Consider the following 19265-nt stretch of genomic DNA (forward strand, 5'->3'; position numbering starts at 1 on the left):
TGGAAATCAATCGATTTAGGGGAAGTGCAGATGGCCAAAGTGTTGATCGCCGATAAAATGTCACCCATGGCAGAAGAGGTCTTTCGTGCCCGTGGTCTGGAGGTAGATGTTAAGGTGGGCATGAGCCCCGAAGAGCTGCTGACCTGTATCGATCAATATGATGGTATCGCCATTCGTTCTGCCACCCGCTTACCGCCAGAAGCTATTCAAGCCGCCACCAAGCTGAAGGTCGTGGGGCGTGCGGGCATTGGTGTGGATAATGTGGATATTCCTTCGGCATCCCAAAAGGGCATCATCGTGATGAACACCCCTTTTGGAAATGCTATCACCACGGCTGAGCTTGGTGTGACTTTAGCCATGGCAGCAGCCCGGCATATTCCGGCCGCTACAGCTTCTACCAAGGCGGGCAAGTGGGAAAAAAGCCGTTTTATGGGTCGGGAGTTGTCCGGTAAAACCGCAGGTGTCGTTGGTTTGGGTAATGTCGGGCGTTTGGTGGCCCAACGTTTGGCCGGGTTGGATATGAAAGTACTGGCCTATGATCCTTTTATTAATAAAGATCGGGCCATCTCTTTAGGCTTGGAGCTTGTCGAGACCCCCGAAGATTTATGGCCCAGGGTCGATCTGCTAACCGTTCATACCCCGTTGAATGATCACACCCGCAATATGGTCAATGCAGATGTGATTGCACAGATGAAAGATGGGGTCATTCTCGTTAACTGTGCCCGTGGTGGCATCTATAATGAAGATGCGCTGTATGATGGACTGAAATCAGGCAAAGTTTATGCGGCGGGTTTGGATGTTTATGCCAATGAGCCTGCCCGTGAGCATAAACTGTTTGAACTGGATAATGTGGTCGCGACCCCGCATTTAGGGGGTTCTACCAAGGAAGCTCAAACCCGTGTGGCCATTCAGGTGGCTGAGCAGATCAGTGACTATTTAGTGGGTGGGGTTGTTAAAAATGCCCTGAACATTCCTTCGGTATCTGAAGCGGAGCTACCTACGTTACGCCCCTATCTCACCCTGGTTGAAAAATTGGGGACGACCCTTGGGCAAATTGTTGAGACCGGGGTGCTTAAGGTGGAGGTCATCTACCAAGGCGAGGTCTCTAAGCTCAAGCGTGCACCCATTACCACCGCACTGTTAAAGAGTTTTCTCACCCCAATGATGGATGGGGTGGTGAACATGGTGAATGCCAACCTAGTAGCTGAACAGCGGGGAATTCAGATTGTGGAGTCCAGCGCCAGTGGTACCGGTGCTTTTACCTCACTGATCCGGGTGGTGGTCACCACGGAGCGCCGTAGTCGCTGTGTGACGGGTACGTTGTTTAATGGGAGTGAGCCCCGCCTGATCTCAATGGATGAAATTCCTATTGAAGCTCAGCCTGATGGTCAGCTTCTTTTCATTGCTAATGATGATGCCCCAGGTTTGATCGGCCGAGTTGGTACCTGCTTAGGGGATGCTGGGGTTAACATATCCAGCTTCCATCTGGGACGTGAAAAAGAGGGGGGGCGCGCCATTGCCTTCATCAATGTGGATTCGGATGTCTCACAAGATCTTATCCAAACCCTACATGATACGCCCAACGTGCAAGAGGTGAAGTTGATCCGTTATTAAACCTGTTCAATTATCCGGATCTGTTGGAAGCAAAGGGGGGCTCTTTAGCCCCCCTTTTTTTGGGCGGTGGCGTATCTTTTGCTTGGAAGAAAAGGTGGAATTTTCTTAGCTCAAACCATTAGAGGTTATCATGTCCGGTGTATCCGAAGGGGTCAAACAACAGCTTATGGAACTGCTCACTCAGCTTTCCATGCATGTTCAGGCTGCTAGGCTGGATGAAGCTCGGGTACTTATGGAACAGCTCTATCAAGATTATGGGCATATTCCGAATGTTTTAGAGGTCGTTGGGAAAAGTGCTGCAGCTTTAGCTATGTGGGATCGCGCCACCGTATTTTTTGACTCCTTGGTCAAGCTGGAGCCCAATAATGTACAGGCTTGGCAGGATTACACCGAGTCTTCGATCAACCAAAAAGCCTATCCACAGGCCCTAAAAGCCCTAAGCCATTTGCGTTCATTGGGGGAAGATAGCGTATATACGCGCTATCAAACGGCTTTGGTGCTTTCCAATATGCAGCAGGAAAATCTGGCACTTAAGCTTTTATCATCATTGGTTGAAGAGGTTGAAGAGGCGCTCTATGTCAAAGTGGTTGGCCTTATGGGGCTTATCTTTGAGCGCTTAAATTATAAGGTTATGATGCGGGCGTGTCATCAAACGTATGGCCAGCTAACGGGTCAGACGATTGACTTATCCCGCTTTTCCGGGCGGTTTTTTCTGACGGAGCAGGCTGCAAGAGATGCGGCAGAAAAGCATGAAATGGTGGAGCTTAGCCGCTCAGCCAGTATGCCTAGAATCTGCTATGCCTATGGCCAACCTCAGCCGGATGATCCCCCCAATTTGATCTTGCTCTCTAAAGAGATTACAGAGAATGTGGACTTCTATCAAAATGGGCGGGTAGCACAACCTGATCATGTTTGGTTTGACTACAGTGACCGTGGGCAGTTGTTGCAAGCCCTTAATATTGGGCATTTTATTACCAGCGGGTATGTTGCACGTAAACAGATCCTTACCGCGCTTTGTCAATACGCCAAAGAGCAGGTGCCAGCCTATGATGCCAACCAGCCGTTGCGTATTTTTATGCGCACATCAATTTATACCGAGGTGATGCAGTACAGTTCAAAAAATCTGGCTAAGGCGCTTCAGGATCTCGGGCATGTTGTGCAACTGTATCATGAGCAAGATGCTTATGATGTTCACTCCATTTGTTATCCGCCATATGTTCCAATATATCAAGAATTTAACCCGCACGCTTCCATCTATATTAACCAGCTCCAAAGTAGCCATATGCATGATGATAGTGTCAATATCATTTGGTGGCAGGATCGTATGCCCATTTTTGATAACAATGAACAAGTTGAGTGGCGGGAGAATGATATTAATCTCTCCCCTTATCCTCAGATGGATGGGCTACTAGAGAAGCTTCAAGCGCCTAATATACAGCGCCAAGATTTTTGCTTTGATGAAAGCGCGTTCTACTGTGAGAAGCCGCTGGAAACACGTAAAAAGGCCATATTTATCGGATCATCTTATGCCAGGTCGGTGGTTGATGAACCTGAATATACGCCCATGATTGAAGCCTGTGTAGAGAGGTTTAAGGCAGGTTTGCCGTTGGATCATGATTTCTGTATGAGCTATAAGGAACGCGATAATCTAGATCTATTGGCCGCTCTAAATAAAATCCCCAACTATGTCGTACGGGATATGAGTGTGGCTTGGTTTTGCCAGCATGCTCAGGCTGCCGGGTATGAGGTGGAAGTCTATGGGCGGGATTGGGATATGCACCCGGAAGTTGCCCCTTTCTTTAAAGGGGAGTTACCTCATGGAGAGGCACTGGCTGAGGTCTACAATGAGGCTCGCTATGCCTTGTCTGCATTAAATGGTGCCATACGCTCACAGCGTTTGGCTGAGCTCTCGGCCTGTGGGGCCATTCCTATTGTATATGATGCAGGGTCGGTTGCAGAGCGTCCAGAGCAAGAGCAGGGTTGCCTGTTCTACCAAACCGAAGCGCAAATGGCCCAGCTGTTTGGGCAGGTGCCCACGGTTGAACCAACAAAAGTTGCTGACTCTGCCCGCTACAGTGAAATGGCTAAGCGGGTGGAGCGGATGATTCGCCAGCGGTATGAGAACCGGTAATTACCAACAGCGCCATGGGGCTTCATTACGGTCCCACAAGCCATTTAGATAATCGTTGTCACGGAGGGTGTCCATGCATGCCCAGAAGCCGTGATGACGGTGTACCATGAGCTCTTCTTGGCTTGCCAACGCTTCTAGAGGGCCATATTCCAGGTCACAGTTTTCTTCATCCTGCAGATGCTTAAAAAAATCACGGTTGAAGACAAAAAAACCACCATTGACCAAATCCCCTTCACCTTGTGGTTTTTCAAAGAAGGCAGAGACTCGATTATCAGGTTCGATCTCTAATTTCCCAAAGCGGGCTATGGGGTTAACGCCAGTTACTGTAGCCATTTTGCCATGGCTGTTATGAAATTTTTGAAGCGCATGCAGATCCACATTGGAGAGACCGTCACCATAGGTCACCATAAATTGATCCCCTTCTACAAAGCGCTCCACCCGTTTTAAACGGGCACCCTTGCGTGCGCTATCTCCCGTATGCACCAGTGTTACCGTCCAGTCCCGTTCATCATGATGTTGGTCATGCACGTGGTAGTGGCCTGGTTTGCCCAACGCAACGGTCACATTGCTGTTCATCAAGTCATAATGGAGAAAATAATCTTTGATGATATCCCCTTTGTAGCCCAGCGCTAAGATGAAATGCTTAATGCCAAAATGCGCATAATATTTCATGATATGCCACAGGATCGGCCGCCCCCCAATGGGGACCATGGGCTTGGGGCGAAATTCAGTCTCTTCTCGTAGTCTGGTACCCAGACCACCGCATAGAATCACCAACTGCATGGCGTCTTACCTATCTAATTTATGGTCACAGGGCCTGGGCCAACATAGGCAATTCAGCATCCTTGGCGGAGAGAATGGCGATGTCAGGGTGAGGCCATTGAATGCCCACTTTGGGATCATTCCACAAAAAACCAGCTTGAGCCTGGGGATGATAGTTACTGCCCATCTGATAGTGCACCAAGGTATCATCCTCCAGGGTCTGAAAGCCATGGGCAACGCCATTTGGTATGTAGAGCGTGCAGGGGTTGCTGGCTTCCAGGGTTATACCGAGCCACTGTCCATAACTGGGGGCATTTGGGCGTAAATCAACCAGTACATCAAACAGGCTCCCTTGTAGGCAGCTGACCAGTTTGATCTCCCCATGGGGGGGGTGTTGAAAGTGCATGCCCCTTAGGGTGCCACGGTGGTGATTCAAGGAGAGGTTGCTTTGGGGCCAGTGGGTGTTAAGCCCAGCTTCTTTAAAGTGTGCCTCACAGTAACTGCGGGCAAAGTAACCCCGTGAATCTTCCAGGCGTTTAAGGGGGATGCGATACGCCCCCTCTAGGGCTAACGGTTCAAAGTTCATGGTTAGGTGAAACCACCTGTGTGTGGGGGATGGGGATAACAAATTCGCCTCCCCATTCCTCGATATATCTCATCTGCTGCATGATCTCATCTTTTAAATTCCATGGCAGAATAAGTAGATAGTCGGGCTTGGTACGGCGTATTTCTTCCGGATCTTTTACGGGAATACGTGATCCGGGTAGCCAGCGGTTCTGTTTGTGGGGGTTGCGGTCTACCACGTAGGAGAGGTGTACTCCGTATATGCCGCAGTAGTTAAGCAGTGTGTTGCCTTTGGCCGCAGCACCATAGCCAACCACACTTTTACCTTGGGCATGCGCCATCGCCAAAAAACGGATTAGACTCTCTTTGGCTTGGGTGGCTTTTTCTCCCAAGGTGGCATACCACTCTGGATCAAACAGGCCAGCTTGGCGCTCTTTGCTCAACAGTTTGTGAACCGACGGTTCTGGTTTGATACGGGTTTGACGTTTTTTGGCAAACACACGTAAAGATCCACCGTGTGTGGAGAGCTCTTCTACATGAAATAGGGTCAAACCATGTGTGGCAAAAAGATACTCGACGGCAGCTAATGAGAGGTAGGCGTAGTGTTCATGATAGATGGTATCAAACTGTACCTGCTGCATAAGGTTCAGGAGGTGGGGAAACTCCATGGTCAACAGGCCATCTGGATTAAGCAGGTGTGCCAAGCCTGAAACAAAGTCGTTGATATCGGGCACATGGGCTAGAACATTGTTCCCTACCAACAGATCTGCACCGTAGCCCGCCTGTTGTAACGTCTGGGCCAGAGATAACCCAAAAAAATCCCGGCGGCAGGGTATCCCCAGCTCTTCGGCCGCGTTCGCCACGCTATCGCATGGTTCAACACCTAATACCTTGATCCCAGCCTCTTTAAAGTGACGGAGCAGGTAGCCATCGTTACTGGCCACTTCAACAACTTGGTGATCAGGGGTTAACCCTTGTTGCGCAATGATCTGCTCTGCATAGGTTTTGGCGTGGGCCACCCAGCTATCCGAATAAGATGAAAAATAGACATAATCATTCCGAAACAGGCTGTCTGCTGGTGGCTCATAAACGGACTGTGCCATCAGGCAGTGTTGGCACACCATAACTTTAAGGGGATAGTCCTGTTCGGCTTGATCAACCTTCTCCAAGAGGTCATTGGCAGGGGGCATGTTGCCCAGATCGATCATAGTATGGTTGAGATCGGCCCCACAAACCCGGCACTGCTGGCGAAGCATTAGCGCTCGCTCCAGTTAAGTTGGGCATCCAAACGGCCTGTTTGTTGATGGTTTCTCAACATGTTCAAACGCATAAAAGGGCCGTCACGGAAGTTTTTCTGATCAAAACTCATCTGATCCAACCCCGCTTTTAAGCCCTCAATGGCCTGTTCAAGATGGACCTGGGGCTGATGATCGGGGGCCAGTTGCCGATATTTGGCAAAACTTACTCGGTAGGAGCGTTTATCCGGCGCGGCTTGGGTGTTGATCTCTACATCGGTCCCAGGGAGCACATCTGCAACGGCTTTGGCCAAATCTTTGACCTGGTGGTTCCAATCGTCTCGACCAACATTGACCGCCACAAAGGGCCCCATCTCAGTTTCACGTTGTAAGGCCCAGGCCATGGCTCTGGACATATCTTCTACATGTATCAAGGGGCGCCATGGTGTGCCATCGCTGAGGATCTCAATACGTCCTGTGGTGTGTGCGGTTGCCACAAAATCATTTAGCACCAGGTCCAGACGCAAACGATCACTCCAGCCACAAGCGGTTCCAAAGCGCAGGGCGGTGACACAAAAGTCATCACTGGCCAGGGTTTGTAAATCTTGTTCAGAAGCGACTTTGGAACGAGCATAGGCGGTTAAGGGGTCCAGTGATGATGTTTCATCCCGGAGATCCTGATCCGAAGCGCCATACATGCTGCAGCTGGAAGCAAAGACAAAGTGTTTAACCCCGGCCTCCCGTGCCAAACGGGCAATACGCAGGGTGCCTGCACGGTTAATAAGATCCGTGACCTGCTCAAAGGCCTTGCCCATAGGGTCGTTAGAGATTGCGGCGAGATGAATAACCCCGTCAATACCTTGGAACATGGTGTGGCTGCAGTTACGAACATCCCCATACCACTGCTGGTCCAGTTGAATCTCCGGTAGGGCAAAAGGGGTGGTCAGAGCATGCGCAAAGTACCCTCGATCCAGCCCAATCAATTGGGCACCGGGGTAAGCTTGACGGAGGTGCGAGATAAGAACAGGGCCGATGTAACCCATGTTGCCTGTGATCAGAAAACGCACAGCAAACTCCTAACAGCCATGTTTATGAAACGCGTGGATCGCCTGCTGCCAATCCCCTTCTCCTGGGTTGGCCAAATAGCGAGAGAGGGTTTCTCGTACAGTCAGTGGCTGGACACCGCTTCTTTGAATGGTTACTTCAGGATCAATGGTGAACGGTTGGCTATTGGAAGGACCAACGGTTATGGTGGCATGACTGCCGGTTTGATCAATTAAAAATTGTACAGTTTCGCGTATGGAACATGGCTCACTGGCGGCAAAGGGGAGAATTTCAACCCCGTGGGTGGGGTCAAGCAGCAGCTGCCGAATAAGTTCACTGAGAGCGTCCAGATGTACCGTGTTATTAAAGGCTGCATCGGCGTTATGGATCGGAATGGTCATGTTCTGCAGGACACGCCCATAAACATTGCAGAGCCAGGGGGTGACCGCTTGGGGGCCTAAGACACCGGGTAACCGCAGGATAGAGCTGTGCATGTGATCCTGGCACTGCTCAAGAAGAACCTCCCCTTGGCGTTTGGATCGACCGTAGGGTGAGGCATCCTGTATCGGTGTTTGTGCATCAACACGGGGTTGGCTGATATGTCCATAGACCGAGACAGATGAGAGGAAAATAAAGTGCGCGACCCCATTTTCCAGCGCGTATTGGCGTAAGTTCTCAGTGGCAACAACATTATCCCGTTGAAAATCATCATCGTTCACGCTGGGGGCAGGTGAGCGCGCTGCCGTATGAATGATGGCATCAAATTTTGGGACGTTCTGAAGCTTGATGGGTGTGCTGAGATCTTGTTGGTGCCATGTAATGGCCGCAGAAAAATGAAGAGGGCGACGGCTAATAGCATGAACATCAAACCCTTGCTGAGCCAAGTAAATGGCCAACTTTGAGCCAATAAAGCCACCTGCACCTGTTAAAAGAAGCTTCATGCGTGCCACGATCCAGTGGGTTCGCTTAATGGAGACCAATAACTGTCTACAGCGTTGAAAGAGCCCATGCTTGCAAGGTCTACTTCAGTTCTATGCATAATCGGCTCTAAGCGTGCCATAAAAAGGGTGAAATTCATTTCAAGCGCATGTTAACACAACGACTCATTCTAGGTAAATTGCTTCTCACCCCTCGTAGAATAAGAAAAACATGTAGGGGTTGCTTCCAACATTAGAGAACAGTAGATCCAACAGTACGGAAAAGGTTAACCAAATCCAGAGTGCTTTTTGAACAAGATGTTGTGCTTCATCAATGGCCTTGCCGCTGGCGGATTGCCCAAAACCCAACTGTGGTCGCTCTTTGGTATGGCCATGGTACTGTGCTGTACCGCCTAAGATTACGCCGATGGCACCTGCACCTGCCGCCATAACAACACCTGGGTTTACACCATTCCAATGCTTGGCTTGGGTTGTTATGGCCTGCCAAGCTGGTCGCGTATGGCCAGCCAGCATATAACAGAGTGCTGTGAGCCGGGCTGGTACATAGCCCATGAAATCATCCAGCCGAGCGGCGGTTTTACCAAACCATTCATAACGTACCGTTCGGTACCCCCACATGGCATCTAACGTGTTGACCAACCGGAACAGTAGTGCACCAGGCAACCCTAAGATGCTGAACCAAAACAGTGTCGCAAACAGGGCATCATTACCATTTTCGAAAATGGATTCAATGGTGGCTCTGGCCACTTGAGGTTCATCCATCTTCTCAGTTTGTCGGCTCACAATACGACCCACAGCATGTCGGGCTGCAGGTAAATCTCCAGCTGTTAACGGGTTTTTAATGGCATTGGCGTGATCTTTAAGGCTTTGGTAGCCAATGGTTAAATAGAGTAGGGGGGCTGTATAGAGCAAAGTGGCCCAGGCCGGCATGCTCGGCAGGGCCGTAAAGAATAGAGGCAGGGGTAGGATTAATAAAAGGGTGGCAAGGGTGCCTTTAAGCCATCTTTTATTGTTCTTGTTTAAGGCCTGCTCAAGGTGTTGGGCCAAATGACCAAAACCCACTAACGGATGAAACCGAGGTGGTTCTTGCAGTCCTTTATCCAACAGCAGTGCGATTGCTATACAGAGAATATCCAAAATGTGCTCACCGGTGGTGTGGTCAGAAAGCCAAAATGGTGTTGGTTGTGCGGGTTGTGACGGTTTGGTTGGTATTATTGTTGCACATTTTCATCACTCAGACCACCAACGCTATCGGGTGATCAGACTGTTATTTCTATACGAAATAGATTGGTCTATAAACCTAAGTATGGTGTCACCACGGGGGTAGAGGTGAGAAAAGCCCGCTTGATGTTTAAAAAAGGAAGCGCGCCAAAGCACAGACCAGCCATTGATCTTTTCTAGCGGTATGGTCATCATCGGCTAAGCATACATTTGTGATCCATTTAAAGTGCTTGGAAAAGCATGCAGGTAGGAGTATTCAGTTTTGAAAAAACGTGCGTTAATCACCGGAGTAACTGGGCAGGATGGGGCCTATCTGGCTGAATTTCTCTTGCAAAAAGGGTATGAAGTGCATGGGATCAAACGCCGCTCTTCTCTGTATAATACCGAACGGGTTGATCACATCTATCAGGATCCCCATGTAGAAACACGGGATTTTGTCCTGCATTATGGGGACTTGTCAGACTCCACAAACCTTATTCGTATTATCCAATCCGTGCAGCCAGACGAGATCTACAACTTGGCAGCACAGAGCCATGTGGCGGTTTCGTTTGACACCCCTGAATATACGGCCAACGTGGATGCCCTGGGTACGTTGCGTATTCTAGAAGCGATCCGTGTGTTGGGGTTGGAAAAGAAGACCCGCTTTTATCAAGCCTCTACTTCAGAGCTGTTTGGTAAGGTGCAAGAGATCCCACAAAAAGAGAGCACGCCTTTTTATCCCCGCTCACCTTATGCTGTGGCTAAACTGTATGCCTACTGGATTACCATTAACTACCGGGAAGCTTATGGTATTTATGGGTGCAACGGTATTCTGTTTAATCATGAATCCCCCAAGCGTGGTGGGACGTTCGTAACCCGCAAGATCACCCGGGCCATGAGCCGTATTAAGCTGAAAATGCAGGACTGCCTCTACCTGGGTAATATGAATGCCAAGCGTGACTGGGGCCATGCCAAAGATTATGTAGAGATGCAATGGCTGATGCTGCAGCAGGAAAAGCCAGAAGATTATGTGATCGCGACGGGGGAACAGTACTCTGTACGGGCTTTTGTTGAGGCGGTTGGTAAAGAGTTGGATATGTCGATTCGCTGGGAAGGTGAGGGGATTGATGAAGTGGGGATTGATGAAGTCAGTGGTCAAACCATTGTACGGGTTGATCCACGTTACTTCCGTCCAACAGAGGTCGAAACTCTGCTGGGTGATCCCACACGGGCGAAAAATGAGCTGGGGTGGAAGCCTCGGATCACCTTCCAAGAGTTGGTCGAAGAGATGGTCGAAGAGGATCTTAAACTGGCCAAACGTGACCTGTTGGTTCAAGAGGGCGGGTATGAGGTCTATCCTGACTTTGAATAGGTGATTCAATTAGGTTATGCATAAAAAAGGGCTCCTCTTTGGGAGCCCTTTTTTTTAATGGGTTTGCAGTTGGCGGAAGTATGCCGCCAAATTGAGAGGGGTTTTGATATAACCCTGAGCCAGCGCTTTTTGATGCCAAATGGTGGCCTTGGCAGGTGAGCGTTTAACCCCCAAACCGTCCAAATAGAGTAAGCCCATGGTGTATTGTGCTGGGCCATACCCGTGTTGAGCCGCTTGATGAATCAACTGAATGGCCTGTTTGGGTTCTTGGCCTTTTTTCAGGTTATAGAGTGTTTTAATCCCCATGAGGAAGGTTTGGTCGGACACCTCTCCCTCTTCTTGAGGAGAGAAAGAAGACCCTTCTGGTTGGTGCATGACAACAGCGTCCAGCAGCGCCAAAAAATTCCATTTCTGGGCACGGGTCATCCAAGCTGTTGCCAAGGGGGTGCGTAGGCCATGGTGAGCATCCAGTAATAGAGCTAACAGTCCTTGGCTACGTGCGTGCTCACGTTCCTGGCCGCTGCGGGCATGGCGAAAGAGCCAATATCTGGCCTTCAATAGATCTTGGTTGACCCCTAACCCTGTTAAGTAGAGATAAGCTAACCGCTGCTGGGCAAGGGCGATGTTGTTGTGCGCTGCCTCTTGCAGGGTTTGATGTTGCTCGGGCGGAAGAATGGTGTTTTTTAGGGACGCCAGTTTCGTCAGCAAAGGGTGTTGAGCCTGCTGATCTCCATAGTGGCGACGCCACAGAAGGTCCAGAACATCACTGACCCCCTCAAAAAAGGCATCACTGACCCGAATGTTGGGTGTTGTCCGATCCTCCCCGCTTGATTGCATCGCTTGTGTCATGCGTTGGGTCAACGTCATAGGAGGTTGACCTTGCAGAAACAGTTGCATTACCAAGTCGGACTGACGGCCTTGATGTTGGGGGTAACTGCGTAACCATTGCAGCGTGTTACGTAACAATGCTGGTGCATCAGGATGATCAAAATTTTTCTGGGTTAAGGCCTGTTTAAGTGCTTGGATGGCCCGTTGGTCTTCATGTTGAGCAACCCGCATTAACTGCTGAAGTCCGGCGGGAATATCTTTGGGTAACCAGTTGCCTGTTAACTGTTCCAAGCCCAACCGGGCTTGGGTAACCAACAGGTTGCGGGCAGATGCCTGTTCGCCCCATTTGGTCGCTTTTTCCATATCACGGAACTGGTCAGGTCCTTGTAAATGCAATAAGAACATACGGTGTTGTGCCAGCGGAAAACCACTTTCCGCACTCTGCTTAATACGGGTAACCCCTTGTGTTAAATCCCCTTCATGATGAAGTTTGCGCATACCTAAAAAGTAGTTGGCTGCTGGGCTACCCTCTTCTGCGCGCATCTGCAGCTCATTCAAAACCTGCTCTGTTTTTTCGGCATTGAATAATCTGGGGGGCAGGGTGAAGAGCCAGTCTGCCGGCTGGTGCCCGCCCTGTTCGGTATAGAGTAGGGTCAGTGCAACGGCATCGTTCAATAGTGCGGCTTGCTGGTTGGCCCTGGCCAAAAACTGTTTTGCGGCCAAAAAGTAGTGGAAGGAGGCCGGGTACTCGGTCTCTTCAGGTATCCACTGGCGGTATTTATAGCGCAGCATCTGACGCCGTTGGAGCCAGCTGGGAGAGATGTTTTCCAACAGAGGGGGTTGGAGGGGGAGGGCTTGGGGTGCCTTAAAAGCGGTTAAGGGGCTTTGGCGCTTCTGTTCTATGGGGGCGCGGGTTACGGCCTTTGGTGAGGCCTTTACCTGTTCAGCCGGGTTTATCGCCGCGGCCTTTGAAGTTGGCATCTCCACAGGTTTTTGTACAACCTCTTCAGAGAGGGGCGTGGGCGCTTTAACTGCTGCGGTGACTGCAGGCTTAACCGGTAAGCCAGAGTAGCGTTGCTCTGCAAAATTCAAGCTCGGTTTAGCTGTTTTAGCGGGAGGCGCTTTCTGTTGAGTAACTTGAGCAGGTGCCGCTTTATCCGCGTGTTGAACGGGTGCCACTTGGGGCTGTTTCTCAACTTGAACAGGCTGAGTAGGTTGTTGAACCTTGGCTTTAACCGCTTCTGTTTTTTGAGCGGGTGACGGTTTGGGCTGGTAGGTGGCTACCCTGACTTTATGGAGCAGTTTTTTGGCAGCCATATCCCCTTGCTTGGCGGCTTTCTTCAGCCAAGCGCGGCCTGTTTGCTCATCCATAGGTAGGTGGGTACCCTCTTGGTACATTTTTCCAAGTCGCCGCTGGGCTGCGGGGTAGTCCTGTTGGGCCGCTTGGGTTATCCAGTGGATGGCCTGTTGGGGATTAGGGGTGACCCCCTCACCTTGTAGCAGTAAAACCCCCATAAAATATTGCGCTTTTTTGTCCCCTACGCTGGCGGCTTTTTCAAGCCAACCAAGAGCTTCTGTATGGTTTTTTGCGACCCCACGACCGGTCATTAACATCCAACCCGTCGCATACTGGGCGGTTGTATGGCCAAGGTTACCGGCGTGTTGATAGTATTGAAACGCTTTAATACGATCTTTTTCAACGCCACCACGCCCATAGAAATAGTGATAACCCTTACGGTAAAGATCTTTAGCAGAGAGCTCCTGGCCTTCCAGAGGCAACGGGGGCAGCCAAAGAGATAACAGAACCAATACCAGGGGAAGAGGGCGTTTTTTTAGAAAAGAAAACCGCATTACAATGGACTCCCTAAGAGTTCAATGGAGAGGCCTGTATAGGAAATTGGGGCAGCACTGTAACCCAACTCGACGGCTTGAAGTTGTAACTCTGTGGCTTTTTCTAAATTCTGAGGAACATGAGCACCTTCAAGATGGAGTTGCCCAAGAAAAAAGAGGGCAGCAGGCTCTTGGGCCGAAGCCGCCAGTTGGATCAGATTAACCCCCTTCAAAGGGTCTTGATTAAGATTGAAGGGCGGAAGGTGCAAAAGTCCTGCGCGGAAGGTTTGGGTTCGGTTGGTAAAGGGTCCTGAAAGCTCTTTGCGGGATGGGGTTGGAAGCTTCAGGGCACGCACTTGCTTACCAAAACCAAAACGGGCCAGGTGCTGTATCGCTGCGATATAGTCCCAATCCTTGGCACGGTTCATCCACTGTAGGGCACGAAACCATTGAGCCTCATTTTTTGTCTGCTGTAGCGCCAGGAAGGAGAGGTAAGCCTGAGCTGTGGCGTGTTCCACAGTATGACCCTGACGTGCGGAACGATAAAACCAATAGGTGGCTTTGGGGCGGTTGAGCTCAACCCCTAATCCCATGAGGTGCATAAAGGCCAAACGGGTCTGGGCTTCACTCTCATCGTTAATGGCATTATCGAGCAGCTCGGCAAGAAAGGCTTCAGGGAAAGCGTAGGTGGTGACCTGTTTATAAAGGCGCATCGCCTCATTCTTTGCCACAGGATCATCATGGTGGGCACGCCAGACGGCATTGATAAAATCATCCAGTTTGCGCACAAAGGTAAAGCGGGAGGTTATGATGCCCGGTTGACCAGCAGCCTGATCTACAATTTCAGACAGGGTATCTTCCAGGTTTTTGGTATAGGCACGGTTGATGAACTGTGCCAAAAGCAAATTGGCGGCTTTGACTTTTCCATAGCGGTTTTTGCGGAGCCAATTAATGGTTTGTTTTAAAAGAGGCTCTGACTCTAAAAACGTATGCCCAGCTGGGTTTAGTGTCCAGCTCCATACCGTTGTTTTTTGGAAAGGCTTGGTCGCTTGATGCAGCCAATGTAAACCAGCTTCAGTATCTTGTGTCAGTTGAGAGCCGCTTAACAGGGAGAAGCCGAGCATAATTTGGGTTTTAACCAAACCAAGACTGGCTGATTGCTCTCCCCAGTAACGGGCTTGTTGGGGATCCCCTTGATTGGGCGCTGGGTTGGAGTAAAATTCAAAAAGTGCATGTTGCGCATGCACAAAACCCAGTTCAGCAGACTGCTCAAGATGGTAGATTGCCTGCTGTTGTTCATGCCGTGCAAGAAGCCGCATGCCGTAGACATAATGGGCTGCTGGGCTTTCCAGCTCCGTCAGTTCACGAAGCGCGTGGTCAATATCGACCCGTTCTAGATCTGGCCGCATTTCTGGGGTCAGTGTTGCCAACCAACCTGGATCAAAAACACCCCCACTTTCCAGGGTTAAAATAGCCAGCTCAACCGCTTCTATGGTCGCTTTTTCATCATTGCTATACAGAAGAGATTGGTGAATACGGCGTATGTTCTGTGCTGGCCGGGGGTCGGCTGCGGGATCTTCCAAGACCGTATCATAGGAACGTTGTAGATGGGATAAACGGCGGTTCCAGGGAATGATGGGGCCTTGGTCACTGGCTTTGGGGCGTGCATAGATGGTCAGGGGCTCTCCCGTGGTCGCATCATATATTAAGCGTACACTGCGGGTGCTGTCTCCACCTGGGCCAGGTGTAACCATATAGGTGATGTTCTGTGTGGTTTTCTGTTCTTGTAGCGGGGTTGTGACCGGGTTGGCTGTTGGTGCCTTGATCTGTTGTTCAACCGGTACGCTGGTTTGATTTCTGCGTTTAAGCTGGCCTTTGGCTCGAGCAATGGTAAAACGGTTAAAGTTGCTAAGCAGTTTAGTGGCTTTATGCATGCCACTTTGCTCAGCTTTACTGAGCCATTTCCAGGCTAGGGCACTATCCACATCGACACCATCACCCTGTAGATACATCATACCCAGTCGGAACTGGGCTTGGGCGTGGCCCGTTTTCGCAGCCCGTCTTATCCAAGCTTGCCCCTTGGTACGATCCCCTAATGGTTCTGGGGCCATAATAAGGAGTTGTCCCAAAGCATATTGGGCGCGACCATCCCCCTGTTTGGCGGCAAGGCTAAGCCACTGTTTGGCTTTGGCGCTGTCTTGGGTAATGCCATCCCCTTTTAAGTACATCCATCCAAGGGCATATTGAGACTTCCAATGCCCTTGCTTAGCGGCATCCATATAATAGTCTCGGGCAGTAAGGGGGTCTCTATCCACCCCACGGCCTTTTTGATAGGCATAGCCTTTTTCATAAAGCTGTTCCAACGTTATAGCGGCTTGGGCTGTGGAAAAAAGGCCCAATAACAGCAAGACGGAGAACAGACGCGCAAAATGCAGCATGGAGACGCCACCCTTAAATCATTAACTCTTAAAAGATACCCAACCATGTACTTTACGGGACGGGTAGGGGTGCATACAAGTGCGTAGCGTGAATGAAGCGAGTTTGTTGAAAAAAAACTGATATAAGGTGGTTTATGTATCCGATAAATGAATACCTGCCGCCTGGTGAAAGTCTTAAGGTGTAGGCTGTTTGAGCTTTTTTTTACGCGGCATGAAGACGGATTGTTACTTGATTGCTAAATCTCTTTCACACAAGGCGGTTAAGGTGGCATGCTGGCTAAACTAGATCAGGTATCTGATCGATCATTATGAAGCGAATTAAGGGAGGCGGTCACTGTGGCACGTCGCGCAAAAATTGTAGCAACCCTGGGCCCGGCCTGTTCTGAGGTAGAGCAGATCTCACGTTTGATTGAGTCTGGTCTGGATATGGCCCGTTTAAATATGAGCCATGGTGATCACAAGGCCCATTTGCAATTGATCAAAAATGTACGGGAGGCCTCCCGTCTTGTAGGTCGTGAAGTGGCTCTGCTATGTGACCTCCAAGGTCCAAAAATTCGTGTGGGTAAGTTGGATGAACCCCTGAAATTGGAAAAAGGGCAGCAGTGGGCCATTATTCCCGAAGGTAGCGAGCCACCAAGCGTTGAGTATGATGGTGTTATTCCGTGTACCTATGCAGGCTTGGCCAAGGATGCCGTGCCAGGCTGTCGGGTGTTGTTTGATGATGGCTACCTACAAGCACGTGCTGTGGGTACGGAAGAGGGGGCTTTGATCGTTAATGTCGAGCATGGCGGTCTGCTGAAATCCAATAAAGGCATTAACCTTCCAGATGCCAGCGTTTCAGCACCAAGTTTAACCACCAAAGATCAACAAGATCTCTTCTTTGGTGTTAAGCATGATGTCGACTATATCGCTTTGTCCTTTGTGCGCAGTGCCAAGTGTATTTTAAACGTTAAATATATGCTCCATCGGCGCAAGATCTATAAGCCGATTATTGCCAAAATAGAACGGCCAGAAGCGATCCGTAACATCGATGAAATTATTGAGGTTGTAGACGGTATTATGATTGCCCGTGGAGATATGGCGGTGGAAATTGGTAACCACCGGGTCCCCTCTGTGCAACGGCAGATCATTCACAAATGCCGGGTTAAAGGCAAGCCAGTGATTACAGCCACACAAATGCTGGAGTCCATGATCCAAAACCCCTCCCCAACACGCGCAGAGGCTTCTGATGTAGCCAATGCCATTTGGGATGGTACCGATGCGGTGATGTTATCGGGTGAGACCTCGGTGGGTAGTGATCCTGTCAATGCCATCAATACCATGGGTCGGATTGTTGAAGAGGCTGAACGGAACCCCCGGGGTGCGCGGATTGAGGCGGAGTCTCACAGTATTAACAGTGCATCGATGATGGCGGCTGCTCGGGTTGCTGAGCAAGTTGAGGCACGATGGATCATTGCCATGACGGTGACGGGTAGTTCGGCACTGGCTTTGGCACGCTTCCGCCCTGATATCCCTGTCTTAGGGGCAGCCCGGACCATGGGGGGCGTGCGTCGGATGAGTCTCTATTGGGGTATTACACCCCGACTGTTTAACTACACCATTGAAGAGCGGGAAGATATTGAAGTTGAGGTGGTGCAGTGGATGCGTGAAAACAGTATGCTACAGGTGGGGGAAAAGATTGTTGTGGTAAGAGGTGGTGGCCAGCTGGTTAACCACAGTACATCAAGTTCCATCCGTGTAGAGCTTGTTCACGATACCCGTAATTTTGAAGAGGGTGTTGCGCAAATCACGGAAGAGTCTGTGGCTGGTAAAGGCATTATTACGCTGGATGCTGCAAGGTGCGTGGCATGTGGAAACTGTGTCAATATATGCCCTTATGGTATTTGGGAGGCCCCCGTAAGCCATACCCGGAGTGTGAGCATTAACCGTGATAAGGTTGATCACTGCAGCTTGGATCAGGAGTGTGTACGTGTCTGTTCTGGCAACGCCATCTCCATCTCTGATGCTAAAGATATGCACACCTTTGTGGAAAATGAGGAACTGTAACAGAGAGAACGAACGCTTCATGATTGGAAAACGCGCTGAAGGATGGTATCTTCGGCGCGTTTTTTTTGGCGTAATACAGCCTTTTCTTGTGTCTAAACCTGCAGGAGGCTTTCATGCATGATGATCGGAAAGCAGGATGTTAAAACTGACAGGTGGACAGTGGCGTGGACGGTCTTTGGAAACCCCCAAAGATCGTAAAGTACGTCCTACAGCTGTGATGGCCCGCGAAGCGCTCTTTAACATTCTTCAGCAGGATGTGGTGGGCTGTCACTGGTTGGATCTCTATGCCGGTAGTGGGGTCATGGCTCTTGAGGCGTTATCACGGGGGGCAGAGTCTGCGGTGTTGGTCGAAAAAGCACCTGCCTCGGTGGATTTGATCCGCCGTAATATCCAAAAGGTTAGCGCCGATCATCAAACCTTTCTCCATAGGGGGGAGGCAGATCGGGCCAGTAGTTTTGAGACGTTGGATAAAAAAGTACAGAAACGCTTTCAAGCAGCGTGGCGTCCCGATATGATCTTTATGGACCCACCTTATGGTAAAGATTTGGTTTCACGCACCTTGGGCGTGTTGAGCCACTGGGGTATTCTGGACCATGACAGATTGTTAATTATCGCTGAACATGAGCCTGAAGCCGAAATTAAGTTGGATCAGGGCCCTTGGCATATCCGGCAACAACGCCGCTATGGCCAATCTATGCTCACCTTTCTGGGTAGCTAACATTTAGTGATTGAAGGCAATCTGATGAGCCAGTCTCGTACAGCCATTTATCCAGGTACATTTGATCCGGTTACCCTGGGGCATGTTGATATTATCCGACGGGCCAGTAAGTTGTTTGACCAGTTGGTTGTTGGTGTAGCTGTTAATATTCGTAAACGTCCCATGTTTGATGTCAGTGAGCGGGTCTCTCTGCTTGAACAGACGCTGCAAGAGTTCCCTAATGTGTCGGTGTTGCCTATGGATGGTCTATTGGTACGCTCAGCGCGTGAAGTCGGGGCTTGTGCGATCGTACGGGGCTTGCGTGTGGTGACGGATTTTGATTATGAGTTTCAAATGGGCACGATGAATCGTAAATTGGCTCCAGACATCGAAACGGTTTTATTAATGGCCGATGATGTGAATACCTTCCTCTCTTCCAGTATGGTCAAAGAGGTGGCCATTATGGGGGGGGATGTGACCCCTTTTGTACCCTCCGTGGTTATGCAGCCTCTGCGTGAGGCGCTTAAACGGCATTAGAATAAAGGCTTAGGCCTTCTTTGGAAAAA

The 19265-nt window shown here is 50.1% G+C and carries 14 protein-coding genes; 6 read left to right on the forward strand and 8 right to left on the reverse strand.

Annotated elements, in window-relative coordinates; translation table 11 throughout:
* The first annotated feature begins 30 nt into the window (after positions 1–30).
* Both serA and V5T57_RS13305 read left to right on the forward strand, forming a co-directional pair.
* Complete coding sequence (serA, locus tag V5T57_RS13300; protein ID WP_332891718.1) at positions 31–1614, forward strand: phosphoglycerate dehydrogenase; 1584 nt, start codon at positions 31–33, stop codon at positions 1612–1614.
* 130 nt (positions 1615–1744) lie between these two features.
* A complete protein-coding gene (locus V5T57_RS13305) occupies positions 1745–3745 on the forward strand; it encodes a glycosyltransferase family protein (RefSeq protein ID WP_332891719.1) in 2001 nt (666 codons plus the stop codon).
* Here V5T57_RS13305 and rfbF read toward each other — a convergent pair whose 3' ends face one another.
* The 6 genes from rfbF to cbiB form a co-directional block, all read right to left on the reverse strand.
* A complete protein-coding gene (gene rfbF, locus V5T57_RS13310) occupies positions 3746–4528 on the reverse strand; it encodes a glucose-1-phosphate cytidylyltransferase (RefSeq protein WP_332891720.1) in 783 nt (260 codons plus the stop codon).
* A 25-nt stretch (positions 4529–4553) separates the two neighbouring features.
* Positions 4554–5093, reverse strand: coding sequence for a dTDP-4-dehydrorhamnose 3,5-epimerase (rfbC, locus tag V5T57_RS13315; RefSeq protein WP_332891721.1), 540 nt, complete (start codon positions 5091–5093; stop codon positions 4554–4556).
* Complete coding sequence (locus V5T57_RS13320) at positions 5083–6327, reverse strand: methyltransferase domain-containing protein (protein WP_332891722.1); 1245 nt, start codon at positions 6325–6327, stop codon at positions 5083–5085. The genes rfbC and V5T57_RS13320 overlap by 11 nt, the downstream gene beginning before the upstream one ends.
* Entirely contained in the window at positions 6327–7373 is a 1047-nt protein-coding gene (locus tag V5T57_RS13325) for an NAD-dependent epimerase/dehydratase family protein (RefSeq protein WP_332891723.1), read from the reverse strand. Before V5T57_RS13325 ends, V5T57_RS13320 begins: the two co-directional genes overlap by 1 nt.
* Positions 7374–7382: 9 nt before the next feature.
* The gene (locus V5T57_RS13330) at positions 7383–8291 is read right to left on the reverse strand and encodes an NAD-dependent epimerase/dehydratase family protein (RefSeq protein WP_332891724.1); all 909 of its coding nucleotides are present in this window, start codon (positions 8289–8291) and stop codon (positions 7383–7385) included.
* 183 nt (positions 8292–8474) lie between these two features.
* Complete coding sequence (cbiB, locus tag V5T57_RS13335; RefSeq protein ID WP_332891725.1) at positions 8475–9425, reverse strand: adenosylcobinamide-phosphate synthase CbiB; 951 nt, start codon at positions 9423–9425, stop codon at positions 8475–8477.
* Between the two features lie 346 nt (positions 9426–9771).
* On the opposite strand from cbiB, the gene gmd reads away from it, so the two are divergent.
* Positions 9772–10860 (forward strand): GDP-mannose 4,6-dehydratase, encoded by a 1089-nt coding sequence (gene gmd / locus V5T57_RS13340; RefSeq protein ID WP_332891726.1) that lies wholly within the window; start codon positions 9772–9774, stop codon positions 10858–10860.
* A gap of 54 nt (positions 10861–10914) precedes the next feature.
* Here the strand turns inward: gmd and V5T57_RS13345 are convergent, their stop codons facing one another.
* Both V5T57_RS13345 and V5T57_RS13350 read right to left on the reverse strand, forming a co-directional pair.
* Positions 10915–13539: a tetratricopeptide repeat protein gene (locus tag V5T57_RS13345; RefSeq protein ID WP_332891727.1), complete on the reverse strand. Its 2625-nt coding sequence runs from the start codon at positions 13537–13539 to the stop codon at positions 10915–10917.
* On the reverse strand, positions 13539–15956 hold the full coding sequence (locus V5T57_RS13350; RefSeq protein WP_332891728.1) for a tetratricopeptide repeat protein: 2418 nt from the start codon (positions 15954–15956) through the stop codon (positions 13539–13541). Before V5T57_RS13350 ends, V5T57_RS13345 begins: the two co-directional genes overlap by 1 nt.
* A gap of 336 nt (positions 15957–16292) precedes the next feature.
* On the opposite strand from V5T57_RS13350, the gene pyk reads away from it, so the two are divergent.
* The 3 genes from pyk to coaD all read left to right on the forward strand — a co-directional run bounded on the left by pyk (position 16293) and on the right by coaD (position 19236).
* A complete protein-coding gene (gene pyk, locus V5T57_RS13355) occupies positions 16293–18002 on the forward strand; it encodes a pyruvate kinase (protein ID WP_332891729.1) in 1710 nt (569 codons plus the stop codon).
* Between the two features lie 136 nt (positions 18003–18138).
* Positions 18139–18720, forward strand: a complete 582-nt coding sequence (gene rsmD / locus V5T57_RS13360; RefSeq protein ID WP_332891730.1) for a 16S rRNA (guanine(966)-N(2))-methyltransferase RsmD — start codon at positions 18139–18141, stop codon at positions 18718–18720.
* A 24-nt stretch (positions 18721–18744) separates the two neighbouring features.
* Positions 18745–19236 carry a pantetheine-phosphate adenylyltransferase gene (gene coaD, locus V5T57_RS13365; protein ID WP_332891731.1) on the forward strand — a complete coding sequence of 164 codons (492 nt, stop codon included), beginning with the start codon at positions 18745–18747 and terminating at the stop codon, positions 19234–19236.
* Positions 19237–19265: the final 29 nt, after the last annotated feature.

It is taken from the genome of Magnetococcus sp. PR-3 (genome assembly GCF_036689865.1).
In the GTDB taxonomy this organism is placed as follows: Bacteria; Pseudomonadota; Magnetococcia; order Magnetococcales; family Magnetococcaceae; genus Magnetococcus.

What these genes read in the sequence shown, in the direction of transcription:
- serA (WP_332891718.1), top strand. Translation starts at nt 31, where the DNA reads ATGGCCAAAGTGTTGATCGCCGATAAAATGTCACCCATGGCAGAAGAG.
- V5T57_RS13305 (WP_332891719.1), top strand. Translation starts at nt 1,745, where the DNA reads ATGTCCGGTGTATCCGAAGGGGTCAAACAACAGCTTATGGAACTGCTC.
- rfbF (WP_332891720.1), bottom strand. Translation starts at nt 4,528, where the DNA reads ATGCAGTTGGTGATTCTATGCGGTGGTCTGGGTACCAGACTACGAGAA.
- rfbC (WP_332891721.1), bottom strand. Translation starts at nt 5,093, where the DNA reads ATGAACTTTGAACCGTTAGCCCTAGAGGGGGCGTATCGCATCCCCCTT.
- V5T57_RS13320 (WP_332891722.1), bottom strand. Translation starts at nt 6,327, where the DNA reads ATGCTTCGCCAGCAGTGCCGGGTTTGTGGGGCCGATCTCAACCATACT.
- V5T57_RS13330 (WP_332891724.1), bottom strand. Translation starts at nt 8,291, where the DNA reads ATGAAGCTTCTTTTAACAGGTGCAGGTGGCTTTATTGGCTCAAAGTTG.
- V5T57_RS13345 (WP_332891727.1), bottom strand. Translation starts at nt 13,539, where the DNA reads ATGCGGTTTTCTTTTCTAAAAAAACGCCCTCTTCCCCTGGTATTGGTT.
- V5T57_RS13350 (WP_332891728.1), bottom strand. Translation starts at nt 15,956, where the DNA reads ATGCTGCATTTTGCGCGTCTGTTCTCCGTCTTGCTGTTATTGGGCCTT.
- rsmD (WP_332891730.1), top strand. Translation starts at nt 18,139, where the DNA reads ATGTTAAAACTGACAGGTGGACAGTGGCGTGGACGGTCTTTGGAAACC.
- coaD (WP_332891731.1), top strand. Translation starts at nt 18,745, where the DNA reads ATGAGCCAGTCTCGTACAGCCATTTATCCAGGTACATTTGATCCGGTT.